Annotated in this window: 15 protein-coding genes; 9 read left to right on the top strand and 6 right to left on the bottom strand. The window is 53.9% G+C overall.

Annotation, left to right across the window (positions count from 1 at the left end; translation table 11 throughout):
- Nucleotides 1-7: 7 nt before the first annotated feature.
- Together ACIPIN_RS00565 and ACIPIN_RS00560 are read right to left on the bottom strand one after the other, a co-directional pair.
- Nucleotides 8-3,592, bottom strand: coding sequence for a GLUG motif-containing protein (locus tag ACIPIN_RS00565; RefSeq protein ID WP_401113841.1), 3,585 nt, complete (start codon nucleotides 3,590-3,592; stop codon nucleotides 8-10).
- 53 nt (nucleotides 3,593-3,645) lie between these two features.
- Nucleotides 3,646-5,295, bottom strand: a complete 1,650-nt coding sequence (locus ACIPIN_RS00560) for a ShlB/FhaC/HecB family hemolysin secretion/activation protein (protein WP_401113838.1) — start codon at nucleotides 5,293-5,295, stop codon at nucleotides 3,646-3,648.
- Nucleotides 5,296-5,948: 653 nt separating this feature from the next.
- Between ACIPIN_RS00560 and ACIPIN_RS00555 the strand changes: the two genes are divergently transcribed.
- From ACIPIN_RS00555 to ACIPIN_RS00525, 7 genes are all read left to right on the top strand, one after another.
- Nucleotides 5,949-6,494 (top strand): CS1 type fimbrial major subunit, encoded by a 546-nt coding sequence (locus ACIPIN_RS00555; protein ID WP_401113835.1) that lies wholly within the window; start codon nucleotides 5,949-5,951, stop codon nucleotides 6,492-6,494.
- An 83-nt stretch (nucleotides 6,495-6,577) separates the two neighbouring features.
- Nucleotides 6,578-8,842, top strand: coding sequence for a TcfC E-set like domain-containing protein (locus ACIPIN_RS00550; RefSeq protein ID WP_401113833.1), 2,265 nt, complete (start codon nucleotides 6,578-6,580; stop codon nucleotides 8,840-8,842).
- A gap of 25 nt (nucleotides 8,843-8,867) precedes the next feature.
- A complete protein-coding gene (locus ACIPIN_RS00545; RefSeq protein ID WP_401113830.1) occupies nucleotides 8,868-9,536 on the top strand; it encodes a hypothetical protein in 669 nt (222 codons plus the stop codon).
- Complete coding sequence (locus ACIPIN_RS00540; protein WP_401113828.1) at nucleotides 9,536-9,994, top strand: hypothetical protein; 459 nt, start codon at nucleotides 9,536-9,538, stop codon at nucleotides 9,992-9,994. The genes ACIPIN_RS00545 and ACIPIN_RS00540 overlap by 1 nt, the downstream gene beginning before the upstream one ends.
- 125 nt (nucleotides 9,995-10,119) lie before the next feature.
- A complete protein-coding gene (locus tag ACIPIN_RS00535; RefSeq protein ID WP_401113825.1) occupies nucleotides 10,120-11,145 on the top strand; it encodes a hypothetical protein in 1,026 nt (341 codons plus the stop codon).
- 8 nt (nucleotides 11,146-11,153) lie between these two features.
- On the top strand, nucleotides 11,154-11,699 hold the full coding sequence (locus ACIPIN_RS00530; protein ID WP_401113822.1) for a hypothetical protein: 546 nt from the start codon (nucleotides 11,154-11,156) through the stop codon (nucleotides 11,697-11,699).
- Nucleotides 11,700-11,737: 38 nt separating this feature from the next.
- Entirely contained in the window at nucleotides 11,738-12,382 is a 645-nt protein-coding gene (locus ACIPIN_RS00525; RefSeq protein ID WP_401113819.1) for a hypothetical protein, read from the top strand.
- 142 nt (nucleotides 12,383-12,524) lie between these two features.
- Here ACIPIN_RS00525 and ACIPIN_RS00520 read toward each other — a convergent pair whose 3' ends face one another.
- Complete coding sequence (locus tag ACIPIN_RS00520) at nucleotides 12,525-12,707, bottom strand: carbon storage regulator (RefSeq protein WP_401113816.1); 183 nt, start codon at nucleotides 12,705-12,707, stop codon at nucleotides 12,525-12,527.
- 286 nt (nucleotides 12,708-12,993) lie between these two features.
- Between ACIPIN_RS00520 and ACIPIN_RS00515 the strand changes: the two genes are divergently transcribed.
- A complete protein-coding gene (locus ACIPIN_RS00515; protein WP_401113813.1) occupies nucleotides 12,994-13,473 on the top strand; it encodes a DUF3757 domain-containing protein in 480 nt (159 codons plus the stop codon).
- A gap of 959 nt (nucleotides 13,474-14,432) precedes the next feature.
- On the opposite strand, the gene ACIPIN_RS00510 is transcribed toward ACIPIN_RS00515, so the two are convergent.
- Nucleotides 14,433-18,998: an AAA family ATPase gene (locus ACIPIN_RS00510; protein ID WP_401113810.1), complete on the bottom strand. Its 4,566-nt coding sequence runs from the start codon at nucleotides 18,996-18,998 to the stop codon at nucleotides 14,433-14,435.
- A 400-nt stretch (nucleotides 18,999-19,398) separates the two neighbouring features.
- Nucleotides 19,399-19,839, bottom strand: a complete 441-nt coding sequence (locus ACIPIN_RS00505) for an antitoxin Xre-like helix-turn-helix domain-containing protein (RefSeq protein ID WP_401113807.1) — start codon at nucleotides 19,837-19,839, stop codon at nucleotides 19,399-19,401.
- A gap of 412 nt (nucleotides 19,840-20,251) precedes the next feature.
- Between ACIPIN_RS00505 and ACIPIN_RS00500 the strand changes: the two genes are divergently transcribed.
- The gene (locus ACIPIN_RS00500) at nucleotides 20,252-20,719 is read left to right on the top strand and encodes an antitoxin Xre/MbcA/ParS toxin-binding domain-containing protein (protein WP_401113805.1); all 468 of its coding nucleotides are present in this window, start codon (nucleotides 20,252-20,254) and stop codon (nucleotides 20,717-20,719) included.
- Between the two features lie 192 nt (nucleotides 20,720-20,911).
- Here ACIPIN_RS00500 and ACIPIN_RS00495 read toward each other — a convergent pair whose 3' ends face one another.
- Entirely contained in the window at nucleotides 20,912-21,196 is a 285-nt protein-coding gene (locus ACIPIN_RS00495; protein ID WP_401113802.1) for a helix-turn-helix domain-containing protein, read from the bottom strand.
- Between the last annotated feature and the right edge of the window lie 38 nt (nucleotides 21,197-21,234).

Raw genomic sequence — 21,234 nt, 5'->3', positions numbered from 1 at the left:
GCGAGCGTTAAAAGCGGAAGTTACGACCGATCATCGGTACTGCGAGCGCTTCCCCTGAAGTGTTGTTGAGGTACTGCTGGCCGAAGTTCATCCCGATCAACCCTCCGTAGAGCTGCCCGTAGGTCGGCGAAAAATCGATCTTGCCACTGGCTGACGACAGCAGGATAGAGCCACTATTCATTCCGACCAAGCCACCGAGAGTGGCATAGTCACCACCACTGACCGTCGCGGATGCCGAAGACGAGCTGATCTGGCCGCTATTGACTCCAACCAGGCCACCTACACGACTACCTTGCCCGCCATAAACGCTGCCTTTTGCAGAAGATGCATTAATTCTCCCGCCAGACAGGTTGCCGACCAGGCCGCCAACAAAGGCATCCTTTCCACCGATTACACTGCCGGATGCAGCGGCATTGGTCATTGCCGCATTACGACTGTAGCCAACCAGACCACCGACATTGGCATTGCTGCCGCCGGTGACTGTGTTGGTTGCCGTGGCATTCACAATAGCCCCGCCATCATTGTTGCCAACCAGCCCGCCGACATTAAGACTGCTGCCATCGCTGACATTGCCACTTGCCGAAACATTGGCAAGGGCGTTGCCCAGGTTTTTCCCGATCAACCCGCCGATGGCTTGTGCCGCATTGCCCACCACTTGGCCGCTGGCCGAGGAGTTGGCTACCGCGCCTTGCCGGTTAAAGCCAACCAGGCCACCGAGCAGGCTATTTTTACCGGCCGAAACACTGGCTGAAGACGTGGCATTCGAGATGCTGCCGATGTTGTGACCTACCAAGCCCCCGATGTTCAGGTTATCGCCGACCAGATTGACCGAACCCTGGCTGCTGGAGTTGGTAATACGTCCTCCATCGTTCAACCCAACGAGGCCGCCCGCGCTATTCCCGTAATAAGAAGTGCTGCCCGACATTTCTCCCGAAATAATAGTGTCGGCTCGACTGTTGATGACCTGCCCCATACCGTTGGCATCAGTGATGTTCTCACCGACCAGGCCGCCCATGGCAAAGGTGTTCCGGTTACCCGTCACCTGTCCGCTGACGCTTGAGTTCTCAATGGTGCCGCCCAGGTTGATGCCCACCAGGCCGCCGAGAGTGTTGAAATGGGGCGCGCCGGTTACGTGGACATCGCTAGCCTTGACGTTACGGATAGCACCAGTATTAAGCCCGACGAGTGTGCCAACCTGGGTGTTGTTATGGGCCGACGAGTCACCGTTGGCCGAGATGCGCTCAAGGTTCAGGTTACTGATCTGGCCCTTGTTCGCGCCAAAAAGGCCGACATAGCCAGTGGTGCCATAGATGGAAAGGTCGCTGATGGTATTACCCAGACCCTCTAGAGTGCCTGTAAACGTTTTGCCATCACCGATGGTCTTGAAGTGCCCGGTCCCGCCAATAGCGTTGCCCAATACATAACGGCCAGCCATGTTGTTTTCGACGTTGCGCAACTGTTCCAGGTTCTGCACGACCTCATAAGACTGGCCATTGGCCTGGAACGAGGCGCCACTGCCCGACAGCGTCACCGCCTTGCCGTCCTTAAGGGAATAACCATTGCCACCGTGGTTAAGCTCCAGGTTGGAGCCAGCCCCAGTCAATGAGACATTCTCATTCAATTGAAGGCTGCCCTGCTTTGCATTCAACTGTAAACCAGCGTTGGAACCACTGGAATTCAGGACGCCGTTGACCTGTACGTTACCGCGCTCGGCGGTCAGCCCCAGCGTGTTGGAACTGCTCCAGGAGACCGGAGCGTTCAGCGCCAGATCCCCGTGAGTGCTGACCAGTTCGATATGGGTAGTGGCCAGGTTTTTTGCCAGCGTATCGGCGTGCATGGTAGGTGTGCTGTTACCTGTCGAGACAGTACCGCCATTGCTGCTGGTGACACTGTCCCCGACGCTGACGTTGCGGGTGCTACCGCGGGCAACATTGGTCGAGGCCAGCGGGTTGCCATTGATGTTGCCGATCTGCTGGCCAATGATGCTGCCGTTCGACCAGATGTTGCCGGTACCGTTGTTGTTGCCGATTTGCTGACCAATGATGCTGCCGCTCGGCCAGTTGCTGCCGTTGCCGTTGCCGTTGTTGTTACCGATCTGACTGCCGATGATGCTGTTGCCAGCCCAATTGCTGCCGTTGCCGTTGCCGTTGCCGTTGCCGTTGTTGTTCCCGATCTGGCTGCCAACAATGCTCCCGACTCCCGACAGGCTGACGTGATTGCCGCTGCCATTGCCGATTTGGCTGCCTATGATATTTCCAGCCCCAGCCAGGCTGACATTGTTGTTATTGCCGTTGCCAATCTGGCTATCAACGATGCTTGCGGAGCCATTCAAACTGACATTGTTGCCATTCCCGTTACCAATCGCACTGCTGACAATATGGCCGGAACCTGAGACGCTGATCCTGTTGTCGTTGCTGTTGCCAATGATGCTGTTGACAATATTTCCGTCACTGATAACGCTGTGATTGCCGTTGGTATTCACCGCCGCATTACCGCTATTGGAACCCGCTTCAGCCACAACCACGTCGTTCGAGCGGATTTTCCAGGTGCCGGTCGCACCTTTGTCAGCCAGAGTGTTGACCTGCGCACCTGACTGCACCTCGATCTTCGCACCGCGGTTCTCTACCGTGCCGCCGTTACCCTGACCACCTAGAGCGCTGGCGTCCTGTCTGCCCGCGACCTGGACGGTGCCTCTATCGCCGCCATCCAGAATGATCCTGCCGGCCTTGTTTTGCAGGGTTTTGGCTTCAATGACACCCTGGTTGCTGACGACGGTCTTGAGCAGGCTGTCGGCGCTCTTGGCAGTCATCAGCACTTGACCACTGTCGGCTTTGAGCAGACCGCCGTTGTAGGCCAGTGCATCCACTACACCGCTGTTCACCTGCAGGTTGAGTAAGCCGTTGCCGTCGAAGTTGACACTGAAGTCCTTGCCCGCGCCCAGCGCCACGCTGCCCATCTGGGCCTGGATCACGCCGGTGTTACTGACCTGCGCGCCGAGCAGCGCCACACTGCCGCCTTCGCTGGCGATGAGAGTACCCGCGTTGCTGACGGCGGCCGTGGAGTTACCGGCGAAGCGGTAGTTACCGTTGAGAAAGTCCGTGTTAGCGATGTTCTGGCTGGAGGCTACCAGACCTCCAACGTTGATCTGGGCGGACTTGCCAAATACGACGCCGTTGGGGTTGACCAGGAATACCTTGCCGTTGGCATCGATGTTGCCCTGGATGTTACTGCCATTCGTGCCGATCACGCGATTGAGCGCAACGGAGTCGCTGCCGGGCTGGTGGAAGCTGACGCGTTCGTCGGCACCGACGTTGAACTCGTTCCACTGGGCGATCAGTTTGTTGCTCTGCTGATTGATGACCATCTGTTTCCCGTCAGCAGAGGTTTGCAGGCTTGCGTTACCCGCGACAACGGCTCCCCCATTGGGTAAGGCGAAGGCTGGCGTCTGACCCAGCACTCCGAAGAGTGCTAGGCCAGCAGCGGCAACCACCGTCTTGCTTCGACCCGCCTTGCCGCTACGTCGTGCCCACTCGCTGGCGACATTCCAGCAGCCCAGAGCCTGGTTCCAGACCAGTGCATAAGTCTTGTTCATGGTAAATCCCTCTTACGTAAACTCTGCTGATCCCCAGCAGAACGGGTGGAAACTCAGAAGTACTGGGTGGCCTGAATCCAGATCTGCGGACTGCGTTTCGGCTCGATGTTCTTCTCGACCTGGCCGAGCGGCCAGGCGGTGGTCAGGCTGACCTGGTGGTTGTTGGCGAACCAGGTGGCGCCAGCACCGGCGCCGGCCATCTGGTTGGTATTGCCTTCCCGGGTCCAGGGCTGCTTGTTGAACTTCACGGCACCCTGGTCCACGAACGTACTCAGTTGCCAGCCGGGCGCCAGGCTGTAACGCAGTTCCACGCTGGCCTGCCAGCCTTCATCGCCATTGCCTCCGGCGCTACTGGCCGGATAGGCGCGTATGCCGTATGGACCGCCGAGCGTGAATTTTTCCGCGCTGTCCAGGTTGCCCGAGGCCCATTGGGCGTTCAGCTGCGTGAAGAGCTGGAAGCGGTCGGTCAGCCTTTGCAGGCGCACGGCATTCAGGTTCACTTTGTCGAAGCTGCCAGCCTTGCCGGCGCTGTACTGGTCCTGGAGACGCTGCAGCGGGTCGTCGATACTCAGACGGCCATGGCCGTAGGTCAGCGAAAAACCGTTCTGTCCGCCTCCGAACAGCCGATCCTGACTGGTGCCACTGAGCCCTGCGGTCCACAGGCCGATATCCTTTTTGCCTCGCACATAAAATTGATTGATGTCGTCGCGCAGTTGCTTGGCTTCGTATTGCAGCTGTGCAGACAGACTGAAGGTTCGGCTGCGCAGCAGCGGCTGCGTGATGAAAATGCTCTGGATCCCCGCGCGGCCATGGATCCCCATGCTCTTCAGGTCCTCCGGACCTTTGGTCACGTGGTAGTAGGCTTCCGAGCTGGCTACTCCGACCTGGGTGGAAGAGGGGCCAACAGGCAATTGATAGGCGAGGCGGTAGTAGCGCTGACGCCAGTCACCGCTCTGCACACGCAGGTTCAACTGATCGCCCAGGCGCATCGGACTGTTGACGCTGATGCTGCCCCCCACGCGGTATTCGCCGGTGGAATAGTCGCCATAGTTGTTCGCATCCAGGCTGCCGTTTATCAGCGGAGCGGACTCCGTCTCGACAACCAGATCGGTGGTTCCGCTCATGGCGCCAGGGCGCAAAGTGCCCTTGGCCTGGACGCCTGGAATATCACTGAGCAACTGAAGGCTGCGTTCCAGTTTCTGTCCCTGAACGGCTGCTCCGCTCTTCAGATCCGCCAGAGGGTGGCGAAGAACGTGGTCCCGAGTACGCGAATGGTTCAGGAGCTCAACCTGACCGTAACGGCCCTCGAGCACTTCGATGCGGACCAGACCGTTCTCGATTTCCTGTTGTGGAAGATAGGCGCGCGCGAGCACAAAACCCCGTGCCTGATAGAACTCCCCGATACGTTCGGCTGCGGCGTTCAGCTCGGCAAGGTTCAGTTCGCGTCCTTTCAGATCGTCGAGCAGTTCCAGAAGGCGTTGCGAGTCGAACAGCAAGTTACCGTCGACCTGGAAGCCGTCGACCCTGATCCGTGGGCCTTGTTCGGCCGCCTCGCTTGCGGGGGCATCCTGTGCCTTGGGTATTGGCGGCGTCAGATCTGCCGGCGCCGGCAGGCTCGGCCGCTCGCTTTCGATATCACGCATGATCTGACCGGCGTTGGGTAGATGAGCCCAGACCGCAGGGGAGGACAGGTACAGCGCCATCCCTATACTTGAAACATAAGCTCTCATAAAAACCGTCCGGTCCTATCGAAGAGAAATGACTATCCGCAGCCGTACTCAGCCAAGCTGTGGATCAAATAGACTCATTTCTTACGTGGACTTCTAAAGCTACAAAGATGGAAGTGGGGTGCAATTCAAAAGACTTATCCAGGAAACTTAACGCTTCGCTATTAAGGAAGGGGTCCTATCTGCCCAGCGGACGTCAGGCATAAAAATTACACCAAATATCGCAGGTGAAATAAGTTAGAAGCACTAAGCAGTAAGTTCCTGTGCCTGCGATTGAATCTTCCTGTGCCCAATGCGGAATAATCGTTGGTGGTTTTAAGATTGGCTTTCCAGTGAGCTAATTAATTGGCGTGCGAGCTGGGTTGTTCTTTAAGACATACAGCACGCTCACGTTTTTTGATGCTGACGAAAATGGCTCGCGGGTTTAATCCGCGGGAGTCAATGATATTGGTCTGTAGGATCTGTACCTATGGACTGTAGGATTTATCTTATGCGCTGATGGGATTGGGCTGATTTTTTGTGCAGGGAATATGGTTTTTAATGCTCTCCGTGGAAAGCAAGAGCCCACGCAAAAAATATCCTGCTTCTTTATTGGAAGCAGCAACGCACAGATATAAAGAGCTAAATAAATGAAAATCAGCCAACTGCTTCTGGCCCTGGGAATGGGTAGTGTACTTGTCGGTACGGTCGTTGCCGCGCCATTGCCTACCAATACCGTTTCCAAGAAAATCACCCTGACTGCTCAGATCAACGATGCCATTTTCGTTTCCAAGCCGGATGGTTCGACCTGGTACGGTACTGAAGAATTGGACGCTGATAACTACCAGCAGAAAAAATTCAGCAAGACCCTGCCTGTTCGTGTCTGGACCAAGAACGCCGACTTCAACGTTTCCCTTGCCCAGCCGTTGAAAATGTCTAATGGCAGCTATGAAATGCCCAACGCCAAGGTATCCCTGGATAGCGTCCAAGGTGAAAAGGTTCTCTCCTTTGGCAACGCTCAGAAGATCACCCAGGTAGTCAGCACCGCTGATGGTTACGATGAAATCCATGACCTGAATATCAGCGTCGATGCCCCGGCCAAGGTTGGCACTCTGAGCACTAACGGCAGTTACAGCGGTGACTTGGTGATGTTGTTTGAGCCAGTTGCGGCCGCCTCACCGCCACCGGCATCGTAACTCCGTAATTAACTCCGCACGGTAAAGCCTCGACTCGTTCGAGGCTTCCTCTCAAAGGTTTTTCTCTCTGAAAGAAAAATAGCATGTTTGCTTATCGGTCCCAGTTTCGACTAAATAAGCTTTGGTTAGTTGCTTTTCTGGCTGTTTCATTTCAAGCGGGAGCGCAAGTCAAAGTATCTTACGGCGTGCCAGAAGGCTTCAGTGCAGCCGAAATGGACAACAACGCAAAATATATGGCTACCTTCAATGGAAGAACGCTGCCTGGTTTTACCAGCTACTCTCCAGAGGACGGTGCGCTTGTATTCGACGCCGTCGGCTATGAAGAGAATGGCGTGTCCCGACAGGACATAGACATTATCCGTGGGGTATTTTCCCAGATTGACTATAAGCGTTGCCACAATGGATGTGACCTGAAGCTGGGGGAGTACTACGTTACTATTGACAAGTTACGACGCTCGCTCGTCATTCGCGATTCGAATAATGACTATCTGGATCCAACCACTACTTGGGGGCTGGTCAACAACCAGGCATTGGATCTTCGTGCTTCCTCAGAAGGTTACCGTGCCCTGAACCTGGCGGGTAATACCTGGTTAGGTATGCCTTCGCGCAGCTTCGGTTATATGAACTGGTTTGCCAACAACACCCAAACGCGCAATTCCAATAATCGCAGTCAGGGGGTGTCGTCTTACTACCTCCAGAAAAACTTCACCAGCACCTATTTACGGACGGGCAAGCAGAACAGTATCGACTATGCCTCAGGCTCGGTCAGCACACTGCTTTCACCCAGTTTCGACCAATTTGTCACCTTCGGCAGCCAGGCCCATCTGAATGCGAGCCGCAATGCGGGTTCTCTCATTCTGTATTCCACGTCCGAAGGCAATTATGAGTTCTACCGCAACGGTCGTCTGATCCTCAAGCGCCCAGCATCGTTGGGGCGCAACGAGATCAGTTTTGTTGACCTGCCCGGCGGGTATTACCCCGTAGAGGTCCGTCTGGTCGACCGCAACGGTAACCTGGTGAACCAGGAAAACCGTGAGATCAACAACGTTAACTTCGATGCCAACGGCAGCGGCAATGCATGGAGTGTGACCGCCGGTAATGAGATGGAAGAAGGAGGAGGGCAACTGCTCCAGGGCTCGATGAGCCGCAACATGCGTCAATTCTATTTGAATGCGTCGGCTGTCAGTGGTGGCCAGGGCAGTTGGGCGGGCGAGGTTAACGTAACGCGCCCGAGCAAACTCGGGAACATCGACATCACCCCGACGTTGGGTATGTTGAGCGGCGAACGCACGACTGGCGGTTACCTCAATCTATCGATGTCCGACGACAAGCTGGGCAGCCTCATGCTGAGCCGTTACCAGAACAACAACGTGTCCCGCTTCTATTGGGGGGCTCCGAGTAGCAGCCTGTCCTATAGCCGGAACGTGGCAGGCACTACCTTGGCTTACAACTACCAGAAGTACAGCCGAGGTGAATCGCAACAGGCCGAAGTACGCTGGAACTATCGCCCCAACGGATTGTGGTCGACATTCTCGGTCGGTATTCAGAAAGACGGCTACACACAAGCCAGGGGTGACTATGGCGTGTACTTCAACATGAGCTGGATGCTGGACAACGCTCAGGCCAGTTTCAGCGCCGCGCACAACCGCGGGCAAACCCAATTGAGCGGCGACTACCGCAAGGATTTCCAGGACAGTTTCGGTACGACTACAAGCGGGGTGACGGTCAGCCGCATCAACGAGCGTAACAACGTCAACCTCTACGGCAGCCGTTCCGGCACGCGAGGAGACGCGTCCCTCAATCTGGGCCATAGCGACACCGCCAGCAACCTGGACATGAACTACCGCGGCATGCTGGCGGCCAACGCCGACGGGGTCGCACTGGGTCGTTACAGCAATAGCGGCAGCGCCATGCTGCTCAAGACGCCGGATATTGCGGGTACCGAATACGGCTTCAACGTCGAGGGCCATCCGGTCGCGGGTAACAGCACCTATGCGGTCCCGCTCAACAGCTACAGCGACGTTACCTTTGCAAGAGTGCTGAGCAACAGTGAAGACATGGACATGAACATCGAGGTGCCGGCGAATATCGTCCGTGCCCATCCTGGCCAAGTGTATGCGGCACAGGCCAAGGTCGATATCAACATGATTTACAGCGGCTTCCTGGTGGACGCCAGCGGTCGTCCAATAGGTGGAACGATTCTGGAAACTGGCGACATAGCCCATCCCAACGGCCTTTTTTCCATCTTCAGTAAGGCGGTGCTCGCTCAGATCACCGTTGACCAAATGGGGCGTCGCTACAGTTGTGACCTGAGAAACGCCACCGGCAGCTATTACCACTGCCTGTGATCGATCATACGAATAGGAACGAACGATGAAACTGCGAACTTCCCTGCCGATGCTGATCGGCTTGCTGCTCCTGGCCTGCGGGTCGGCACAGGCCGAGGGCGAGCTGATGGTGATGCCAGCCACTACTCGGGTCTTCAACAACCATGAGCAGAAAGTCACCGTGAGAAACATGGGGGACGCACCGCTGTATCTCTCTATATCCCTGCAAAAGGTCATGAACCCCGGACTGGTGCCGGAAACGAAGGTGCCTCTGGGCGAGCTTGAGCACCCCGGGATGCTGGCCAGTCCGGAAAGGCTGACGCTGGGGCCGGGCCAGAGCCGTAAGGTCAGCCTCAAGTCGTTGTTCGAGCCAGTGGAGGAAGAACTGTACCGCCTGTATATCGTGCCGGTCAGGTCGCTGAAGGTGGACGATGCCCCCAACGACAAGATCAGCGCACCGATGTCGGTCTCTATTGGCTACGGTGTGTTGGTCCGGCATATGCCGGCCCCGGACAAGCAGCACACCGGCTGGAGCCATAGTTGTGACGTCAGCGGAATCACCCTGACCAACACCGGTAACGTGCGCCATGTGCTGTCGGACGTCGGCAAGATCGGAGAGACCGTGGCCCTGTTCCCTGGCACCCCCCATCAGTTTCCGGGCAAGAGTCTGAGCCTGCGCGACAATGACCAGGCCCGGACTCTGGATTGCCTCTGATGAACCGCGTGACCGGATCGTTGCTGGGGCTGTTGCTGGCCCTATTCGCCACGCAGGGCATGGCGGCGGGCGTACTGAAGCTCTCGCGTACCGAGCTGAAGCTGGAGCCCGGTAAATCAGCACACGAGCTGTACGTCGAAAATACCGGAGATACGCCCCTGTATCTGGATGTGAAACAGGAGCTCCTGCTCAACCCGGGACAGGCTCCTGAACGCCTGGTACCGATCCAGGAGGTGGAGCGACCGGGCCTGCTGGTTACGCCTGGCCGGCTGGTCCTGGCGCCGGGGCAGAAACACCGCATGCTGCTCAAAGAGATAGAGGCTCCCTCGCGAACGCTGGTATGGCGAGTGACTTTCCGTCCGAGGGAGCGATTGATCATTGATGCCGGCGATGTATCGGCGCCGCTCGTCGTCAGCGTCGGCTATGGCGCGGTGATCTATCAGTTAGGGCGCCCATGATGAGTGCATGTAGAACTTCTCCAAGAAGTTAAGGGACCTGTAGAAGTCTCGTAAAAACGACAAAGAAAAAGATGTTGAATCTCGACACGCCTAGTGATTGATGTTCAAGCGGAGGTTGGGGAGTTATGAAGATAAATAAGATGCATTGGGAAGGAAGAGTTCTTTCAAAATTAATGGGTTGTGTGCTATCGCCAATATTTGGAGTTCTAGTTTCAGGCGAGGCATGTGCGTCAAAGCCTTTAATGCTTGACGATATCAGCAATTCATACTCCAACTGTTCTTATCGAGATAATGGTAATGGCAGCAGCACAGTTTCGGTAGATATTTCTTATAAGGCGGCCGATGGGCATGTAGGTTTGGCTGGCTTCCAAGGAAGAGGGATTATGTTGTATAAATACGATAAAAATGGAAACGCCATGTTAGGTTCGACGCCAGCTTATTGGCTTTATATGAATGGAACGAGTTATGGGCAAACGCTACCGTACTCGACTTACTCGATGTACTTAGGTTACGAGTATTCGTGGTGGAATAGAGATCCATTTGTCGCAAGGGTCGTAGCCACTATGTATACTAAAGAACTCTCTGCGTGGCCAGCCATTTCTGTTCGAGCTGCTAACAGGTATGCCGAGCATGGCAACATTCAAACTAATGTTGCAGAGATCAAAGGTGCAGCTTATATCTCCACGACCGCAAGTAACAATGGCTCTTGCAAAGTAATTACCAATCCGGAGACATCGCCACCGCTTGATATAAACATCAGCGTATCCGCACCGGACTGGAATCTGGGCGATCTGCAGCAAGGTCAGTCTGACACGACCTTCAGCCGTTCTGACCAGCAGCTTTGTTTCAGCTACAGCGCGGCGGATGTCCAGGGCGAGAAGTTCATCATCAGCGCCCGCAACGCCAATGGTGTGGTGAATAATCGCTACCGGCTCCGGCATTTGTCGGACACCTCCCAGACGGTGCCCTACCGCCTGACGCTGGACAGTGGCGGCACGCGTCTTCAGTTACCTAACAATGGTACGGCGCTCCCACTCAATGGCGGCAACCGTACCTGTTTTGTGCCCACCTTCAGAACTGAAGTGGGGAAAACCGTGAAAGAAGGCGACTACAACGACGTGCTGACCTTCACTGTCACCACGAAGTCCTAGGGGGCTTTATGAAAAGACAAACCTTCGCGTACCTGTTCCTGGCACTGGGATTGTTACCGGCAATGGCGCCGGCTGCGGTGATACTCAACGGCAAGACCAGCAGCAAGGTGACGGCTCATGTCAGCCGCCCCAACAACCTGCTCGTGACCGACGATAAGGGGGGCTGGTTCGAACAGGGGCTGGAAATGCAGCAGCTCGGTGGTTGGACTACCCCTTACGAGGTGGCCACACGTTTGCGGGTGGTATCCACCAGCGGGCTGTTCCAGGTGCGTCTGGACGAACCCTTGCAGATACGCAACCAGGCCAACCCCACACTGGTCTTCCGCACGCCGAAGGTCAGTCTTGGGGTGGCGGGCGAGGACCTGAAAGTCCTTGCGGTCGGCCAGGGCACTGAATTTCGCAACCCGGCCCCGCCCTCGGCAGGAGAGGATTCAGTCGGTTACTACGGGCTGGCCATCTCAGCGTATCCTCCCGACGGCAACTTCAAGAATACCGTGGGTATCTACAGTGGGGTCCTGTCGCTGACCTTCGAACCGGTGGTGAAGGCACCCTGAGTGATGCCCATTCAAATGCCATTTAAGGAGGAATGAACATGCGCCTGTCCGCTTATTCCGCTCTGCTTTTATTATCCTGCGGGGCTATTCCTGCGCCGGCTTTTGCGCTGATCGACATTTCACCGAAGGAAATCGTCGTCCAGGACAAACCGACTTCCGTCCAGATCATCAATAAAGGCGAACGTCCGGAGTACGTATCCATCACTCTGTCGCGTCTGCTCAACCCCGGGGTGGAGGTCGGCAGCGAACGGCTGGAGCCCATTACGCTGGCCCGCAAGCCGATTCTCTATGCCTATCCTTTCCGCATCACACTGGCTCCCGGACAAAGCAAGACTATTACCCTGAAGCCACTGGAAAAAGTTGAGCGGGAACAGGTGTATCGTCTGGACGTCACCCCCGTCATCAGCCTGAAAGAGACAGAACATCGGGCGTCGTCCGGTAACGTGTTGATCAACCTCAGCTTCAGCGGACTGGTTCGTCAACTACCGGGCGACGAAAAATCCCGGTTGTCTGTAACCTGCGAAGGTTCAGGCGCTCTCCTGACCGCCAGCGGAAATGTGCGTTACCCCGTAAAGGGCGTTAAGGTGGATGGCTCTTCAGTGGATCCCTTTAATGTTTACCCAGGTGAACCAAAATTGTTGAAAGGGAAGTCGATTTCAACTCCTGGTCAACCTTCTTGTTAAGTAACTCTTCTAAAGTCATGAACGGACTGGCAGTCTGATCGAACCAACGCATGATTTTTTGGCGCCATCACTTCGCGGGCCTGCTTGACCATCGAACTGAGTTGGTCGCGGTCGGAGCCGACGTTAGTAACGGTTATCTCGCTTACTTCGGGTTATTGCCTTTCTTGCCCGGATCTTGCAGATAGAGCTCCGCCCGATAGATTTTGACGTGACTCGGGGCCTTGAATCCTAGAGTCACTTTGTTGCCATTAGTCCCAAACACCTTGATTTGAATTTCGTCGTCGATGCGTATGGCTTCACCGACGTTCTGAGTGATCTCTATCATGGGGTCTTCTCTTTGGCTTTGAGGGGCTGATTTCAATGTAAAAACTAACTCAAGAGCTTGGTCGCTCCAGGCGTTGAGTTGATTGTCTACATATTTTCAGTGCCAAAGATCTAGGAACTATCTAGAATTCCTGCTGAACTATCTGTCATGCCAGATATAGGTCAGGGCAGTCACCTTTCGGTAGCCTACTACAGAGGCATCTCGAGTAATTTAAGAAGTATCCTAGATACTAAATTTGCTCCAGCTGATAAATAGTCTCCTTCTGAAAATTACGAGGGAGATAGACGTGCTTGGATTTATACGCTGGAGTTTTCTGTGTTCACAATTATTTGTATTCGTGCATGCTGCTGCACCTGGTAATAAATATTTCAATACTCCAGCCTGGCCGGGCAGTCAGGAATCATGCCCCTCACCGCGAGATATCAAGAACAGGGTGGAGATTTTCACCGCGCCAGCTAGAAGCGACGGCGCAGAATGGGTGGGTGTATTGGTTGGCGGTGCGATGGAAAGCGTTACGAACTTCAAGAAAGGATTATTTGTACTGACTCACGAAGGCGTCGACAGCAGTGGTTTTTTAAGCAGCTGCATCTACGTTACATCTGGTGGTAGATATCTGAATATGCGACTTGATCTAGGTGAAAACTACAAGCAGGTAATGTGGGTTGGAAGGTCACTGTCATGGAGAGAATCACGAGATTTTTCATCATCCGCGATCCTCGAGTGCACTGATAAAAAAACATCTGCATGCGGCTTTTTCTTGAGGTGAGCTGTCTCTGCCCACTTCGGCGCTGCATATCCAGCCTCGCCAACACTCAGTTGAAGGCTCAGAGCTGTACCATAGCCGTTGATGCGGCAGATAAAGTCGAGTTTCAAGGGGGAAGCGGGTGCGCTCTCATGCGTCGAGAAAGGGTCAAGACGAAATCCTGAAAATATACGCAGAAATATATGAAGAAAGCTCTAGCTGAAAAGCACTGAAATTCCTGTTCTAGAGCGGCCAACATGATTAAAAAATATGTGCAATTAGCGTTTGGGCTGACAGTGCGCGAGCCTGATATGTCTGCCATTATTCCGTTCGCCTGAATTTTCCACAAGCTGCACGTGTTAGCACCAGCGGGTTCGACGTCACTGCTTTTTCGTGACTCCGCGGGGGCATGACGGATCATCCATAGCCCTACGAAGTAGCTTTGTGCGCTGTCAGACGACGACATGAGGCAAAGCCGTTACTGGATTCGATGCAGTAATTGACCGGAAAAACGCAAACCATCATTATTTTTTAACAGGAATATTCCCGCTACGGAAATGGCTCCAGAGCACGCTGCATAAGGTTTACAAGGGACTTGGCATTCAGAAACGAGCATTTAAATCACCGGAAAAGCACGATTAATTCGCCGGAATAGCGTCAACAGCGTTGTAAACGGTATGAATCTCCAGCGCCGATGTCCGGTGAATTAATGGCCATACGGAGGACAGCTCATGCAGCTTATAAATTTTTTCTTTAAAATCAGTTGCATAGGAAGCAGCGGGGCATTCCGTTTAATTAACGACGCTGACAACAGCCTTCGCATTTTTAGCTTTTCTCGACACTAGCTTGCGTGTCTGTGGTTTCCGGCAAGGGGGCCGAAACCATGGTTAGCTGCATATTGGCGACCTCATGTCGGGCGTCAATCAAGCAAAAAGCATGAGACTCGTTGGCGACGAGGAGGATAATCAGGGACGCCACGTTTACTATGGTCTTTCTGCGGCTTTAAGCCAATCGCTCACGGCTGTAACTCCTAGAGCTAATAAGTCGTCTTGCACGCTAACCACTCGTTGTAACATGACGCCTTCGTCGGCTTCTTCTCGTTCTTCGGCCTCTCCAAACAAGCGATTCAACAGCTGAGTTAAATTATTTCCATCGTCGTACATATGACAGCTGTTACGTCGAACATAGGCTAAATAGATCTCTGTTGCAGTAAGTGCTTCTTCTGGATCACGTTGCGCAACCGTAGTCAACCATTTGTCCAATCCATAGATATGGTTGTGGTTGTTCGTGCCCTTGCTTTCTAAGGCAGCAAAGTAATGGTTAAGTAGTTCTATTGAAACACCTACTCCATCGATACGGAACAAGCTACTCATTTGATCCGCGACGGCGCCTGCATGCGGAGCACTCGCAGATAAACCTGCTTCAAGTCCCGCAAAGCACTGTTCGCGATGTTGTTTGAGATTCTCTGCGTGCGTCCAGACTGCTGCCGCACCGCTCCACGCAGTGGTAGCTTCAATAGCCTCCAGATTTTGTAGCAGAACAGAAAATTCGACACGATCCGACAGCGCCGCCAACGCCGATATTCGCCCCCAAACCTCCAAATCCTCTCCAACACCTTCTTCGCAAAGCCGCGTTAGCAAGGGCGAAACTCGCTCGAAATGTTTATAGTAGGAGTAATAGAGGCAAGGTTCGGCAACTGTCCAGAGCCCGGTGGTGTCCCCTTGCATGCAGCTGTGGAAAAGTTCCCAGCCCAGCTCGGGAGCCTGGCTCTGCAGATATGCTAGGCGACGCAGGATCAAGGCTCTGATCGCAGGGTTCTCGTCACTGGAGAACTGACGTAGTAGTGGTAATATTTGTTCAGGTAGGCTTTCGTTCTTTTCTTTAAGTTTATTCACCAGGATCATTGCCGCTTCTACGACGTGACCACGGACCATATTAATACCGGTAGTCAATAAATCGACTCGATCTCCTTTAATGGGACTTTCTTCTTGAAAATCTAGAAAGTCCGCGATCAAAAGTACTAGCCTCTTCGTCTCTCGGGGGGCTTGGATAATGTGAGCGCAAGCATTCAGGGCGTTGGATGCCGGTCGGTTGTGTCGCCAGTGATCAGGATGTTCCTCAAGCTCATCCAGAATATTTATCGCCAAACAAGAAGCGTCCGGCTCGTTGTGCGGTATCCATGTGCTGCCAGACTGTAGATTGCCGTAGCGATATGCTAAATAGTTGGCAACGCCTTCCATGATGGCATCACGGAAGACAACTGAAATGGCAGCCCAGTGCAGCGCCAAAAATCGTAGGAAGCGAGCGGGGTCTCGGGATGAGGCCTCCCGCAGTTGTGAGGCGACCTCGTACGTTCCTCCGACTAGAAAATCGTCGAAATCCCTCATATATCCTGAATAGTGTGCTAGCAAGCGCAGTACACCGTTGTCGCCGGTGTTGAAAAATACTTCAAACGGAAATGGTACGCTCACCATGCCGCCCCACGATTGTATCTGGGGTTGACGGACCAGTGCCCCTGTTTTGCCTTCATAGGCGTTTAAAATCAACTGGGCTTCGGCGGAACGGAGATGGCAAGGAACAACAGCAATAAGCTGTGCTTGTCCCGCAAGTATCCAGGGTTGCAGAGACTCATCCACTGCCTGCTCGTCAGGTGTGGCCAAGATTGCGCTTAACACCGCATCTTGGCCGACTGCATCAAGGAGTATAAAAGCTGTACTTATGAGGGAGCCAATTTCGTAGGAGAGCTCAGATTTCAAAAGCTCCTCGTGGCATAACATGCGCTCGACAATGTCTATATTGGTGCCAGGGGATGCCGTGCAGGCCAGAATGGCGAAGTAGCGTAGAGCGAGCTCTTGACTGAAGCATAAACGCTCGCGGTTGGATTGCCACCAGGTGGAGTTTGTTTCCGCGTGGTCGAGAATTGCCGCCTCTATAGCTCGCAGCAGTATGTGTTCTGCATCTACATGCCGGTGATCATGTTGGCTGTGCGCATCTTGGTATGACGTATGACGCAAGAACCCTATGCTGCCAGCCGCCCAGCCCCCCTTATCCAGAACTCGTAAATGGCTCCATCGCTCGATGGATTGAAGTGCCAGGTTCAATAGTTCGGACGATTGCTTCATTCGTTCAGCAAAGAACTTCTCACGACGCTCATCAATCTCATGGTCTCGACAACGCAACCTTTCAGATAGCTGGTGAAGATCGATTGCGTCGGCGTCGCTGATACCCCCAGCCACAAATTGCCATAGCATTGCATCATTCGCGGCGCCCGCTCTAATGCTGCGCGCGATCGAACGTCCTAGGGCACTATGCTGCTGTTGCGGTAGGTGCAGCAATTTTTCAAGTAACGGGGTAAGCAGCGCGGAGTGTCGTATATCTATGTTGGAAACAGAGTAGCCCAATCGTTCAGCAATTTGAGTACTGTCTAGGCACTCAAGGGTGAGCAGCTCGGTCCAGAAGGAAAGCACTATGGAAGGATCTTCGTTCACCCAGGTGGAAGACCGATTCAGGTGCATCATCAGTCCATCTACATCCTCAGTATCCTTTAGGACAGGTACTAGGTGTTTGAACCAAAAGTGATGCCAGTGGATATTGTTAGCCTGCGTGTAGATAACCTGGAACACATCACGGTAGTTTTTCCGCAAGTCTCGGATTAATGGCCAGTCGTCATCCTCAGGTGGCTGTTCGGCGAAGGACTCCGCGACCAAACGACGGATGTGAAAGGCGGAACCTCCCATAAACACTGTCCGAAGCTGCTTCCTGAGTATGCGACGATCCCCAATCGTCAACTGCGTAACGAAACTGCGGATGCTGGGTCTGACAAAGGGAACGGGAGGTAAGCTCTGTATGAATTCATTCAGCGTCACTCCTCTGCGTACTGCCGCGCTGATTACCAGGACATCAAGCAAGGTCTGGTGGCCGAATGCCAATCGACCATCCTGGGTTTCGTGCAGCACGTTGTGGCTGAGTAGTGTCCGTTGAGTTGCCGAGGAGGCACCGAACCGCTGATGAGGCACGCAAAGGCTACGTGATTTCAGCATCTCATCTGCGATGGATTCTATCGCTTGTATGGCCGCATCACCCAATGCGCTATCCGATCGCACGAGAGTGTCGAGATAGCGTTGTGCTAAGGCTTGGCTGGTTACAACGTTGAAGCTTCCGTCTCGTTGTGCCAGTTCAACATACAGTGCCAATTCTCTCGGGTTTTGAATCAGCTCGCGGGTGGCGGCATCAGCATATGTGGCATCAATGTCGAGCTTCTGCAGTAGTGGTGATACATCCTTGTCCCAATCCAGAGCTGGGCACTTCAGCTCGTTGTCCCAAATGCGTTCGGCGATTCGGCGGTCGTAGCGGCGGTCAAAATCGCGGCAGGCGGTGAGTAGCGTGACGTTGGGAATCAGCAGCAGTCGATCAATCTGCGCCAGAAAGTAGGTCAGAGCGCTGTGTTCTCGTGAGATGGACAGCACGTCCAACGAGTCGATCACGACCACGACATGACTTTCTTCAGCCAGGCGGGCGACTTTTTCCACCCATTGCTCATGCAATCCTTGAGCTTGACGATCCTGGGTTGTGGCTAGATCAGCAAACTCACGCGACTGAATGAACAATGGTGTCAGGCTGCTGTCTGTTTGGGCGCGTAGTTCCAGTGTTTCTTGCACTGCAAGCAATACACAGGTTTTGCCAGAGCCGGGCATGCCGGTTAACAGGATTGAGCGCTGTCTGGCATCAATCGCGGCGAGCAGTTCGCACTCGACGGGGCTCGAGATGCGTTGACCTGCAATATCTCTGCGCCAAGCTCGTCCAATGACTGAGGTGCTGGAGAATGATGCACGGATCTCGGCGAGGCTCATGATTGGAACCAACGTGGCCCCGACGTCACTAAGCAAGGCTTTAAGATTATCTTTGGACAGCCGGTGTTGGGCTGATATGGATTCTGATTGGGAACTTGGTAGCCGTGCCCCAAGGTGGCTGAGGCGTCGCCATAAGGCGTCATAGGCGACATTGGCATTGCTGGCCAATCGATGCAGGCGCTCACGCAGCAGCGCCTCCATACGATCCAGTTCATGACTGGTTTCGAATGTCGTACGACGCAGGAAGTCGTAGGTCGATAGCGATTGGGTTTTGACAAGAAGAGCTGCCAGCGCTTCGTCTGTTTTTTTGTGCGGTTGCGTCAAACTGGTTAGGTAACTAACTTCGTCGGGCTGCGTGGTGCTGTGTTCTCGGAGTTTGCCAAGTGCGCCAAAGGGGCTGCGTGAGTAGAATCGAACTTCCGCTTGAGGATTGCTCGTCAACAGACGTGATGCTTTGTCCAATTCATCGGCAAGGTCCGCAACGCTCCATGCGGTGAATTCAGGCTGATTTTTTTTACATTGGCAGCAGATCAGGGTTCCGTCGACTTTGCCAATCACTATGTCATCCACCGCCCAAGTCGTTGAGTCAACTTCAAGCCATTGGTAATCGGGGTCTACCAACGTTGTCAACGCCCAGTCCAGCGCCACCAAAATCTGGTAACTATCTCCTTTATTTGATCGGATTCCAGCGAGGCTCATAGTTCGACACCAACTGTCTAAGGTTTGACGGGGTGGACGGTACGAGAATATCGCACACCGATGGAAGACATACTTCCTTCACAGTAGCTTCTGCCGTGGATGGTCGTGATTTCATCGCCCGAGAGGCGTACAGAACCTAATCCTATCTCGGTCCCATTCTGTGCAGTAATCGCTAAGGGCTAGGCACAAAGATGGCGATACAGGCTTGTGCGCACACGACGATTTCGGCGTCCTTGTAATAGCCTCGGTTGGTTGGCAACCACTGTCAGCGTCTCGACTCCGATCGCGGTGCAGGGAGTTTGAAGCTGTGAATCACCCTCGGTTTTTCTAGAAACTCTGGGCCGAAATCGGACATCGGTCGCTTTGATTCAAATGCAACCGCACTTCAGCCACCTTACGCTCAGTGACGGGAGGAGTTTATTGATAGCATTCTGTCGATGTCAGGATCACGAAAGCCAATCAGCGGCAGCGACTGGATACGTCGATAGGTTTCGTACAATGAAATGAAATCTCCCTGAGCCATTATCTCCAACGGGGTTCGACCATTGAAGAAATCGTTGTAGTTGTTAAGCGAGGGGAACTGGTGAGTGTTGAGAGTATTGTTGAAGGTCATCTTCAGCGCGGCATGTATGTTCAGCACGATGCTCACGCGATCCAGTTGGTCTACGTTGAGTCGCACCGAGTCACCGTTACCGCTAAGCACTCGCCGATAGGTGTGGGAAGAGATGCGGACAATCCGACAAGCCTGGCTGGGAGTGGCTTGCCATTTCTGAATGATGCGGAGGCAAGCTTTCAAGCCAACGAACGCTTTGCGCCTTGAGAGCATTTGGGTGGATGTCATACTTTATCCAGAAGATCACTGCGCGAGTTTATAGCTTACCGGCTCGTGCTTTTGCGGTACCTGGTCGCCGACAGCCCGTTCGATGCCGAAAGATAACAGGGACATAGAGGTTTTCACCCTCGGCAATTCTTTGAATGAGAAGGGCTATCCATGGTGGATGGAGGACTCGGACCTTGTAAAGGCTCGATGACATCTGGATCAGTATAGATTCCAGGCAGATCAGCATCAGCTCACGCCGACTTGCGAAAAATATGGATCTCTAAAGGGATGCCGTGGTGGAGCAAAGCTCAAGCGTCGCCGAGTGCTTGGGATCCGGTAAGACAGCTACAGGCGGTGCGCGCATATTAACCACCATACAATGCGAAATTTGCCGAACACTTTAAGGTACATGCCGAATCAAGAGGGTACCCCTATGTTTGCGGAAGTTCTGCACGATAATGCCTATGGTGCCTACAGGGTACGGCTGGAAGCACTTCTCCACATCCCAACGGACGCTTCAGATCAGGACATCCACGAACTGATCGAGGCGGGTTTCTCGGTTAGTAGTGTCAAAGCCCTTTTCGACCTTGGCAGAATAAGCTCGCTTGAGCGCGACCAGATAATTTCGCTCAAAAAGCTCAAAAAGCTCAAAAAGCTCAAAACGAGGTCGGCGCGCGGCCAGCAACTAACGGTGGAGGAGAGCGATCGCCTGTTCCGTGTTGCACACATCATCGCCATGGCCCAGACGCTCTTCGGGGATGATGAAAAGGCCAAGCACTGGCTATCCAAGTCCAAGGATCGCTTTTCGGGAAAAAGCCCTATTGCGATGCTTTCCACCATCCAGGGCACCCACTTGGTTGAGGAGATGCTGATTCAGGTAGCAGAAGGGTTGGCATTTTAATTCTGTGGCGCTTTAGCAATTTGCAGATATCACACAGGACGTTGAGAGAGGCTGGTCAACGGTAGGTGGCATATCGCCGGGAACCAGTCGCCTATCTGGTTGGCACACTTGCTCAGGTCGAGATACCTGACTCAGTACGAGGTACCGGACAACGCCCAGCAACAGCTCCAAACACAACCGCCGATCCTTCAATCAGCCGTTTTTTCCCGTATTGCTCTCGCGGCGGATACGCTCAAACAGTGAATCCAAATCCGTATCTGGATCGAGGAGCAAAAAGCTCTCAACGAGGAGGGTGAGGGGATGCACATCCATCCTTTGGGCGAGCTCGGATGCCTTCTCTAAGGTCACGTTTTTGAGTCCTCGCTCAAGCGTGCTTAGGTATGTCCTGCTGCTGACGATTCCGAAATCTTCTTGGGTCAAGCCATGGCGAACCCGCGAATTACGTAACGCAATGGCAAATGCTTCCCTGAGTTCCATTTTGCTTATCCACAAAAGGAACGATGAAGCCTTTTTGA

This window comes from Pseudomonas sp. NPDC087697, from assembly GCF_044743155.1.
Lineage (GTDB): Bacteria > Pseudomonadota > Gammaproteobacteria > Pseudomonadales > Pseudomonadaceae > Aquipseudomonas.
This window is presented reverse-complemented; position numbering and strand designations above follow the sequence as displayed.

What these genes read in the sequence shown, in the direction of transcription:
- ACIPIN_RS00505 (WP_401113807.1), bottom strand. Translation starts at nt 19,839, where the DNA reads ATGACATCCACCCAAATGCTCTCAAGGCGCAAAGCGTTCGTTGGCTTG.
- ACIPIN_RS00565 (WP_401113841.1), bottom strand. Translation starts at nt 3,592, where the DNA reads ATGAACAAGACTTATGCACTGGTCTGGAACCAGGCTCTGGGCTGCTGG.
- ACIPIN_RS00520 (WP_401113816.1), bottom strand. Translation starts at nt 12,707, where the DNA reads ATGATAGAGATCACTCAGAACGTCGGTGAAGCCATACGCATCGACGAC.
- ACIPIN_RS00550 (WP_401113833.1), top strand. Translation starts at nt 6,578, where the DNA reads ATGTTTGCTTATCGGTCCCAGTTTCGACTAAATAAGCTTTGGTTAGTT.
- ACIPIN_RS00535 (WP_401113825.1), top strand. Translation starts at nt 10,120, where the DNA reads ATGAAGATAAATAAGATGCATTGGGAAGGAAGAGTTCTTTCAAAATTA.
- ACIPIN_RS00525 (WP_401113819.1), top strand. Translation starts at nt 11,738, where the DNA reads ATGCGCCTGTCCGCTTATTCCGCTCTGCTTTTATTATCCTGCGGGGCT.
- ACIPIN_RS00545 (WP_401113830.1), top strand. Translation starts at nt 8,868, where the DNA reads ATGAAACTGCGAACTTCCCTGCCGATGCTGATCGGCTTGCTGCTCCTG.
- ACIPIN_RS00560 (WP_401113838.1), bottom strand. Translation starts at nt 5,295, where the DNA reads ATGGCGCTGTACCTGTCCTCCCCTGCGGTCTGGGCTCATCTACCCAAC.
- ACIPIN_RS00530 (WP_401113822.1), top strand. Translation starts at nt 11,154, where the DNA reads ATGAAAAGACAAACCTTCGCGTACCTGTTCCTGGCACTGGGATTGTTA.
- ACIPIN_RS00555 (WP_401113835.1), top strand. Translation starts at nt 5,949, where the DNA reads ATGAAAATCAGCCAACTGCTTCTGGCCCTGGGAATGGGTAGTGTACTT.
- ACIPIN_RS00495 (WP_401113802.1), bottom strand. Translation starts at nt 21,196, where the DNA reads ATGGAACTCAGGGAAGCATTTGCCATTGCGTTACGTAATTCGCGGGTT.
- ACIPIN_RS00500 (WP_401113805.1), top strand. Translation starts at nt 20,252, where the DNA reads ATGTTTGCGGAAGTTCTGCACGATAATGCCTATGGTGCCTACAGGGTA.
- ACIPIN_RS00540 (WP_401113828.1), top strand. Translation starts at nt 9,536, where the DNA reads ATGAACCGCGTGACCGGATCGTTGCTGGGGCTGTTGCTGGCCCTATTC.
- ACIPIN_RS00510 (WP_401113810.1), bottom strand. Translation starts at nt 18,998, where the DNA reads ATGAGCCTCGCTGGAATCCGATCAAATAAAGGAGATAGTTACCAGATT.